This is a genomic window from Actinomadura sp. KC345, assembly GCF_004348515.1.
Taxonomy (GTDB): Bacteria; Actinomycetota; Actinomycetes; order Streptosporangiales; family Streptosporangiaceae; genus Spirillospora.
The window spans coordinates 1-8,414 of the sequence record NZ_SMKH01000321.1 but is presented as its reverse complement, the minus strand read 5'-3'; the positions used below and the strand labels follow the sequence as shown (position 1 = coordinate 8,414).

Here is an 8,414-nt window from a genome sequence, read left to right as displayed (position 1 = left end):
ACCAAGAACCTGCTGGCCGGCCCGCCCGCCGCGATGATGGACCGCGTCCGCGACATGATCCGCGACGCCCGCGACAAGGGCTGACCACACCGGTGGCCCGGCCGTGCGCCGCTCCGGCCGGACCACCGGCACCCGGTAGCCCCGGCGATTCCGCATCAAGGTCACAGCCCCGCAGAACCTCGCCGGCGGCTAGCGACGTCGAGGGCGACATTCGCCACGACGTCTGAGCCGCGGCCGTCTGTTTGGTGCTCTGCCACAGGGGAAACTCGTCCCAGGCAGTGATGGGCCCAGGTTTCGCCGCAGATTTCAGGAGGTTGTCGTACGTGCAGCACGACCGGAAGGAACCCGGCACGGATTCGCAGTCCCTCTCGGAGCCCACGCCTCCCTATCCCGAGCAGCGGCAGGAGCCTCCCGGCAGCGAGAAGCAGGTGGAGCCGAGGCCGCGTTACCAGGCGGAGCGCTACCGCGCGGCGGACAAGCTCCGCGGCAAGGTGGCGCTGATCACGGGCGGCGACTCGGGCATCGGCCGGGCGGTGGCGGTGCTCTACGCGCGCGAGGGCGCCGACGTCGCCATCGTGTACCTGCCCGAGGAGCAACCGGACGCGGAAGAGACCCGTAGCGCGGTGGAGGCCGAAGGCCGCACATGCCTGCTGCTGTCCGGCGACCTGTCCGAGGCGTCGTTCTGCCGCGAAGCCGTCGAGCGGACGGTGCGGGAACTCGGCGGCCTGAACATCCTCGTCAACAACGCCGCCCACCTGAACAGCCAACTGGACCTGTCGCAGCTCTCCTTCGAGGACTGGGATCGGTCCTTCAAGGTGAACACCTACGCGTACTTCCATCTCGTGCAAGCCGCGCGGCCGCACCTGAAAGCGGGCGACGCCATCATCGCGACCGCTTCGGAGGAGGCGCTCAAGGGCAGCGACACGATGATCGACTACGCGGCCAGCAAGGCCGCCATGGTCAACTTCACCAAGTCGATCGCCTTCCACCTGGCCAAGGACGGCATCCGCGCGAACGTGGTGGCGCCGGGGCCCACCTGGACCGTCCTCAACATCGCCGACCAGAACATGCCGCAGGAAGACCTCGCCCGACTCGGCGCCGAAGGCCCGACGGGACGCGTGGGACAACCGGAGGAGATAGCACCGGCGTACGTCTATCTGGCCTCGGAACCGGACTCCAGCTACACCATCGGCGAGATCATCGGCGTCACCGGCGGCTTGACCACCACCCGCTGACCGGTCCGGCGACACGCCCCGGTCGGTCCCTGTCAGTGGGTTGCGGTGAGTTCGCCGCTGAGGGTGCCGTGCATGCGGGCGCTGTGCTCGTTGAGGCCGACGATCTCGACGGTCTTGCCGCGCTTTTCGTACTTGGTGGTGACGGCGTCGAGGGCGGCGACGGTGGAGGCGTCCCAGACGTGGGCGTCGGTGAGGTCGATGGTGACGCGGTCGGGGTCGCCGGCGTAGTCGAACTGGTAGACCAGGTCGTTGCTGGAGGCGAAGAACAGTCCGCCGGTGACGGCGTAGACGACCTGGCCGCCGTCGGGGTCGGTGACGGCGGAGACGTTCACCAGGTGGGCGACGCGGCGGGCGAAGATGACCATGGCGGTGATCGAGCCGGCGACCACGCCGATGGCCAGGTTGTGGGTGGACACCACCACGGCGACGGTGACGAGCATGACGGTCGTCTCGCCCAGCGGCATGCGCTTGAGCGTGGCCGGGGCCACCGAGTGCCAGTCGAAGGTGCCGACCGCGACCAGGACCATGACCGCGACCAGGGCGGCCATCGGGATGTCGGAGACGAGCGGGCCGAAGCCGACGCACAGGACCATCAGGAACGCCCCGGCCAGGAAGGTCGACAGGCGGGTCCGGGCGCCGCTGCGGACGTTGATCATGGTCTGGCCGATCATCGCGCAGCCGCCCATGCCGCCGAAGAACCCGGTGACGATGTTGGCGATGCCCTGGCCGACCGATTCGCGGGTCTTGCCCGAGTGGGTGTCGGTGATGTCGTCGACGAGTTTCGCGGTCATCAGCGACTCCATCAGTCCGACCAGCGCGAACGCCAGCGAATAGGGCGCCAGGAGCGTGAGGGTGTCGAGCGTGAGCGGGACGTCGGGCAGCCCCGGGCTCGGGAGAGAGGACGGCAGGGCGCCCTTGTCCCCGACGGTCGGCACGGCGATGCCGGCGGCGACGGTGATGACGGTGAGGGTCACGATCGACACCAGCGGCGCGGGGACGGCCTTGGTGATGCGCGGGAACAGCACCATCAGCGTCAGCCCGGCGGCGACCAGGGGGTACACCGGCCAGGGGACGTCGCGGACCTCGGGCACCTGCGCCATGAAGATCAGGATCGCCAGGGCGTTGACGAATCCGACCATCACGCTGCGCGGCACGAATCGCATCAACCGGGCGACCCCCAGCGCCCCGAGGACCAGCTCCAGCCGCCCCGTGTCGGCCTTGGTGTACACGCGGAAACCGCCACGTGTGCGCGGACGGCGTCACCAGCCCGACCTCCTCGTAGTACCGGATCGTGCGCAGCGAAAGCCCCGTCCGCTCGGCCACCTCACCGATCTGCATTCGCCCCACCACCTGACGCCTGGTCGCAGTCTAACCTTACGTTAGGGTATCTTGAGTGCGGGAACGGCCGGAGGTGCACTCAGCGCGAACTGCGCCCAGTTGAACAGCCGCTTGACGGGCCCGACCTTACGTTGCCCCGTGGCCATGGCCGCGGCGCCCACCAGCGCCGCCCAGAGGGGACCCGCCAGCACCACCGACGCCTGGCTCACCGCGAAAGCCGGCGACACCCGGCCCCCTCGACGTTCAGCCGGGCCGGCACCGATCACAGACCACGAACAACACCGCCATCGCGAGGAGCGTCCGCCAGTCCATGGCAGAGACGTAGAGCCTGGCCGCGTTGGGAAGCGCGCGCATGGGCTACCAAGGGAGCTGACACGGAATCAACCGGGAGAAGCCTCCGCCACGAGAGATCGCCGGGCGGGGCGAGGAGTGGGGAAGAAAGAGCTCCCCGCCGCCGCGGCGACGAGCGACAGCACCCGCACACCCTACCCTTTCGTAAGATTAGGAGGGAGGCGAACGGGGCGCATGACACGGCTCGCCTCTAGGAGGGCGACGCCGTATGGCCGCCGACCCGCACCACGAGGCAGAGATGGCAAGCTTGACCGACGATCTGGATCACCGGCCCCCGGCGAGGCGGGCCGGTGACGCGAGGAGGCACCCGATGGACGGCAGGCAGATGCAGATCGGCGAGGTCGCCGACCGTACCGGGCTGAGCCTGCGCACCATCCGCCACTACGAAGAGGTCGGCCTCGCCCTCCCCACCGCGCGCTCCCAGGGCGGCTTCCGCCTCTACACCGACGACGACATCGCGCGCCTGCTGGTCATCAAGCGGATGAAGCCCCTCGACTTCACCCTCGAAGAAATGCGCGACCTGCTGGAGATACTCGACCGGCTCCAGTCCGCCGACACCGACGAATCCACGCGCACCGACCTGACCAAGCGCCTGGCCGTCTACCGCTCCCTGGTCGAAGAACGCTGCGAAAAGATCAGGGCCCGCCTGTCGGACGCCGAACAGTTCTCCGCCGAACTCACAACAGAACTCCGCAAACACCGCCCCTGAAACAGACGTACCCGCCGACGCGGGCCTCGCCACCCTCATGACCGACCTGGACACGAAGTCCCGAGGGTCGCGTTCGTAGCCGTCTCGCTGACCGGCGGGATGCCGCCCGATCTTCGGTCAATAGAGTGTGCGGTCATGACGGAACTCGAAAGGCTGCTCGCGCTCGTACCGCCGCCGGCGGCGCCGGTGGACGCCGACGCCGACTGGAGGCGGGTGGAGGAAGCGCTCGGCCTGACCCTTCCCACCGAGTTCGTCGGCCTTGCCCGGCGGTACGGGCGCGGCACGTTCGTCGACGAGTTCTCCTGCTTCGACCTCGGCGAGATGATCGACAGTGGGGCCGGGCGGCTGGAGGACAAGCGGTTCCTTCTCCAGGAAGACGGCGTGGAGTGCCCGCACCCCGTTCACCCGGAGCCCGGGGGCCTGGTGCTGTGGGGATCGGACTCGGTCGGCGGGGTGCTCTGCTGGCTGACCGAGCCCGTCGGCTCGCCTGAGCGGTGGAAGACCGTCCATTGGACGATCGACGATGAGTTCGCCTACCCCGAAGGCGGCGTGGCCGCCGCGCTCACCACGTTGATCGAGGACCGGCTGGCGAGGAAGAGGGAGGAGGGCCAGGACGTCGACGGCGCCTGGTTCGATCCGTATCGCAGGGATGTCCACGTCTATCTGCAACTGGCGGAAACCGATGGCGCGCCGCCGTACGGGGAGCGGCTCCGCGTCCTGCGCGAACGCCTCGCGCCGACCAGCGCGCGGGGCGGCTTCGAGGGCGCGGACGGCGCCCGGCAGGACCACTTCGCCGCGGAGGGCGGCCAGTGGACGCTGACCTACGAGACGGCCTACGGGCACCAGATCCGGGCCGCCTACCCGCCCGGGGACGATGCCCGGGTACGCGACGCACTGCTCCCCGCGATCGCCGCGATGCGCTGCCGCGTCAAGGCCGTCCTGCCGGTGCACGGCACCGCCCATTGGCCCGAACTGGAAGAACGCCCCTCGCCCGATCGACGGTAGGCGCCGCTCAGGTGATCTCGGCGACGAGGTCGGTGACGCTGTCGAGGTCGTCCAGGGACAGGCACCTGGTGCGCCAGTCGGTGAGGTCACCATCCGTCAGTGTGTCGAACTTCGCGAGCACGGCATCCTCCGGGAGGGGGCGGGCCGGGGAGCCCAGGGCGTCCGTGACGCGTTGCGAGGTCCGGCCGGACGGGGTCTCGACCGTCACTCGGGCGGCCCAATGGCCGGGCAGCAGTGCGTCCAGGGTCTCGTCCTTCGCCAGCGTCACCGGGGGTGTCGCGTCGTCCAGGCGGGCTCGGCGGAATGTCGCTATGTCCTGCGGGTGCCCCGAGAGCGCGGCGGCCACGGCGAAGGCCGCTCCGGCGGACGCCTCGGCCGGGCCCGGTACCTCCCTGTCCGCGTTCACGAAGGACAGGAGGCCGGACGGCAAGGCGACCTCGACATGCAGGGCGTCCTCGGTGTCCATGGCGAGCATTGCGTCGATCGCCGCGTGCAGCGGGCGGGCGCACGGGTAGGGCTTGAATCCGCAGTCCTCCAGGTGGACGCCCGTCATGGGGCTCGGCGGGCCGGGAGGGCGGCCCAGCGCCAGCGGCGCCGGACGGTCCAGGAGGGTCCGGCTGCCGGTCGCCCCGGCTCGGGCGAGGTAGGCCGCTTCCACGCCGTCCGCGGCGGCCCGGCCCGGGAGCAGGTAGTGCGCCTCTCCGAAGGAGTCGGCCGAGAGCAGGCCGCCCAGGCCGGACGATGCCAGTGCCAGGGCCGACGCCGTCCGATCTTCGTCCAGGCCGAGCAGGGACGCGGACGCCGCGGCGGCTCCCAGGGAGCCGAAGAGGGCGGTCGGCCACCAGCCGGAGGCGTACAGGCCGGAGCCGCCGAAGCGGAGACCGGCCTCCACCACCACCTCGTAGCCGGCGATCACGGCGTCGATGACCGCCGCGCCCGGCCGCCCCTCCCGTTCGGCGACGAGGAGCGCGGCCGGTACGGCGACCGCCGCCGGGACGACGGCCGCGCCGGCGTGCAGGGCGTCGAACTCGTCCAGATGCGCCTGGGCCGACCAGCGCAGGACGCGGTCGCGAAGGGCGCCGCCGTAGAACTCGGCCAGAGGGGCGGCCATGGGGTGGGTCGCGCCGGACACCACGCAGCCCATCGTGTCCAGGACGTGCAGGGCCACGAGCCTCCTGGCCTGGTCCCCCGCCGCCCGAGGGGCGTGCACACCCCGGGCGGCGAGGTCGTCGAGCGTGCTCACAGGCGCGGGAGGACGTCGCCGCCCACGGCCTCGATGAGATCGTCGGGCGGGTCGTAGGAGCCGACGTGCTGGAGGAACACGCCGGACGCCCCGGCCTCGAACGTCTCCTTGAGGCGCTTCGCGATCTCGTCGGGCGTGCCGATCAGGCAGAACGCCTGGGCGAAGGCGAGGGCGTCGTCATCGGACACCCACCGGCCCGCGACCTCGACGGCCTGGTCCCAGTCTTCGGCGTGGACGAGATCCGGGTACACCTCGTCCACCCGGTCCGGCACGGTGAGATGGATGTCGGCGAGCGCGAGGAACGGCGCGCCCCCGTTCTGCGCGATCGACGCGCAGATGGGCTTCAGCTTCCGGGCCGCCGCCGCGATGTCGTCGGTGACCTCGCAGAACGCCGAGACGGTGAGCGGGACGTCATCGGTGCGTCCCGCCTCGCGCGCCCCTTCCCTGACCTGCCCGGCCGCGGCGGAGAGCGTCGCGGGAGAGACGCCGCTGAGCAGCACGACGCCGTCCGCGACGGCCCCCGCCAGCCGCAGGTTGCGCGGTCCGCTCGCCGCCAGGTGGACGGGCACGGACGGCGCCGGGTCGCGCAGCCGCGACCGCACCGGGCCGTAGTCCCACTCGTCTCCGGCGAGCAGCGCCCGCACCTGCCTCAGCCGGTCGGTCAGTTCCGCGCGGGTGCTGGGACGCATTCCGATCGGCGCGACGGAGCTGTTGCCCACGCCGAGTCCGAGGGTGAAGCGGCCGGGGGCCAGTTCCGCGACCGTCCGCGCGGCCGACGCCACGACCGACGGGTGCCGGGTCGCGACGTTGGTCACGGCGGTGCCCAGCCCGATGCGCTCGGTTCGCAGGGCGGTGACCGACAGGACCGAGAAGACGTCCCGCCACAGCAGTTGCGAGTCGGGGAACCAGACCTCGTCGAATCCCAGTTCCTCGGCCCGCGCCGCGACCGACGCGAGGCGGTCGGGACGGTCGCAGGCGGGGATCCGGATGCCGACCCTCACCGCGCCTCCCCGAGGAAGTCCAGGTTGAGGCGGTTGAACCGGGCGGCGTGCTCGTGCTGCGGCCAGTGCCCGCACTCCCCGAAGATCTCCAGCCGCGAGCCCGCGATGCCGTCGTTCATCCGGTGCGCCTCGGGGACGTCGCCGAACGGGTTCTGCGCGCCCCACACGATCAGCGTCGGCGCGGTGATCCGCCCCATCTGCTCGGCCGTGAGCAGGTCGGGCTTCCGGTTCTCCATCTCCTGGAGGCACAGCAGGTTGTCGACGCGCTTGACGAACTCGGGCCGGTGGTAGATCGCGTGCCTGACCTCGACAAGCTCCTCGGAGACGTCCTTGGCCGGGTCGTGCATGAGCAGGTGGAGGCGCTTGCGGGTGAGGTCGATGTCGTCGTCGGCGACGGCCTTGCGGGTGCTGGTCTTGATCCGCTCCATGACCTCGGGGTTGGCGACGGTCCCACCCGGCGCGACGAGGGTCAGCCGGCCGACGCGGTCGGGGTGGTCGGCGGCGAGCCGTCCGGCGACCCAGCCGCCGAGGGACTCGCCGACGAAGTGCGCGCGGTCGATGCCGCAGGCGTCCAGGTAGGCGAGGACGTGGTCGACGTAGCGGGGGATGCGGTAGGGCTCGTCGACGCCTTCGGTGTAGCCGTGGCCGAGCATGTCGACGGCATGGCAGGCGTACCGCTCGGCGTGTGCCGGGAGGTTGCGGACGAACGCCTCCAGGTGGCCGCTGGTGCCGTGCAGGAAGATGACGGGCTCGCCCGTCCCGGCCTGGAGCGCGCGGGTGCGCACGCCTCCCGCGTCGACGAAGCGGACGGCGTAGTCGACGCCTGCGAGGTCGGTCCAGATGCTCATGCGATCTCCTTCGTTGTGGGGGGCTCGACCACGGCGACGCCCATTCCGGTGAGCCATTGGGGGATGGCGGCGTAGGCGAGGGTCTCGCCCCGCGCGCCCGGACCGAGGGCGGCGAGCATGGCGATCCACGAGCGGATCTCCTGCGCGCCGTTGCCGGCCTCGGCGTCGATGTCGGCGGTGGTCCGGTCGAGAACGGGCCCGAGGTCGCCCTCCTCGACGAGCTTCAGGAAGCCCTCGTCGAAGGCGGGGTTGATGTCGGCCTCGGCGGCGCGGATGATCTGCCGCCGGCGGACCTCGTAGTCACCCCACGACCCGCGCCCGTTCAGCCACGCCTCGACCAGGAACCGGTCGTCGTCGGACAGCGCCTCGAACCACTTCGGCCACGGCAGCCGGTGCGACAGCCCACCGGACGCGACGACCGCGACGCGCTTCGCGCCGCCGTCCTCGGCGACCGCCCGGCCGAGCGCGGCGCCCAGCTCGTGGCAGCGCCGCAGGGACGGCAGCGGCGGCGCGAACATGTTGATCACGATCGGGACGATCGGGACGTCGAGCGCGGGCAGCAGGTGCTGGAGCCCGTGCGTGATGCCGTGGTCGACGGTGAGCCGCAGCGAGAAGGCCGGGTCGAACCCGTCCTCGACGAGCGAGGTGACGAGGTGGCGGGCGAGGCCGGGGTCGGTGGGCAGC

Annotated in this window: 8 protein-coding genes and 1 pseudogene; 3 read left to right on the top strand and 6 right to left on the bottom strand. The window is 71.3% G+C overall.

Annotated elements, in window-relative coordinates; genetic code table 11:
* Window positions 1-323 precede the first annotated feature (323 nt).
* Window positions 324-1,235, top strand: a complete 912-nt coding sequence (locus tag E1281_RS33825; protein ID WP_243717684.1) for an SDR family oxidoreductase — start codon at window positions 324-326, stop codon at window positions 1,233-1,235.
* A gap of 32 nt (window positions 1,236-1,267) precedes the next feature.
* Here E1281_RS33825 and E1281_RS33820 read toward each other — a convergent pair whose 3' ends face one another.
* Together E1281_RS33820 and E1281_RS41490 are read right to left on the bottom strand one after the other, a co-directional pair.
* Complete coding sequence (locus E1281_RS33820; RefSeq protein WP_243717685.1) at window positions 1,268-2,437, bottom strand: SulP family inorganic anion transporter; 1,170 nt, start codon at window positions 2,435-2,437, stop codon at window positions 1,268-1,270.
* Window positions 2,426-2,573: pseudogene (locus E1281_RS41490) on the bottom strand (MerR family DNA-binding transcriptional regulator); the annotation flags it as partial. The pseudogene E1281_RS41490 and the gene E1281_RS33820, both read right to left, overlap by 12 nt.
* A gap of 661 nt (window positions 2,574-3,234) precedes the next feature.
* Here E1281_RS41490 and E1281_RS33805 point away from each other — a divergent pair.
* Together E1281_RS33805 and E1281_RS33800 are read left to right on the top strand one after the other, a co-directional pair.
* Window positions 3,235-3,633: a MerR family transcriptional regulator gene (locus tag E1281_RS33805; RefSeq protein WP_131883783.1), complete on the top strand. Its 399-nt coding sequence runs from the start codon at window positions 3,235-3,237 to the stop codon at window positions 3,631-3,633.
* A gap of 135 nt (window positions 3,634-3,768) precedes the next feature.
* Window positions 3,769-4,638, top strand: a complete 870-nt coding sequence (locus tag E1281_RS33800; RefSeq protein ID WP_131883782.1) for an SMI1/KNR4 family protein — start codon at window positions 3,769-3,771, stop codon at window positions 4,636-4,638.
* A 7-nt stretch (window positions 4,639-4,645) separates the two neighbouring features.
* On the opposite strand, the gene E1281_RS33795 is transcribed toward E1281_RS33800, so the two are convergent.
* The 4 genes from E1281_RS33795 to E1281_RS33780 form a co-directional block, all read right to left on the bottom strand.
* Window positions 4,646-5,881 (bottom strand): MmgE/PrpD family protein, encoded by a 1,236-nt coding sequence (locus E1281_RS33795; protein WP_131883781.1) that lies wholly within the window; start codon window positions 5,879-5,881, stop codon window positions 4,646-4,648.
* Window positions 5,878-6,882, bottom strand: coding sequence for an LLM class flavin-dependent oxidoreductase (locus tag E1281_RS33790; RefSeq protein ID WP_131883780.1), 1,005 nt, complete (start codon window positions 6,880-6,882; stop codon window positions 5,878-5,880). The genes E1281_RS33795 and E1281_RS33790 overlap by 4 nt, the downstream gene beginning before the upstream one ends.
* A complete protein-coding gene (locus E1281_RS33785; protein ID WP_131883779.1) occupies window positions 6,879-7,730 on the bottom strand; it encodes an alpha/beta fold hydrolase in 852 nt (283 codons plus the stop codon). The genes E1281_RS33790 and E1281_RS33785 overlap by 4 nt, the downstream gene beginning before the upstream one ends.
* Window positions 7,727-8,414 (bottom strand): catechol 1,2-dioxygenase (locus E1281_RS33780; protein ID WP_131883778.1); only part of this gene is annotated, 688 nt, incomplete at its 5' end. The genes E1281_RS33780 and E1281_RS33785, both read right to left, overlap by 4 nt.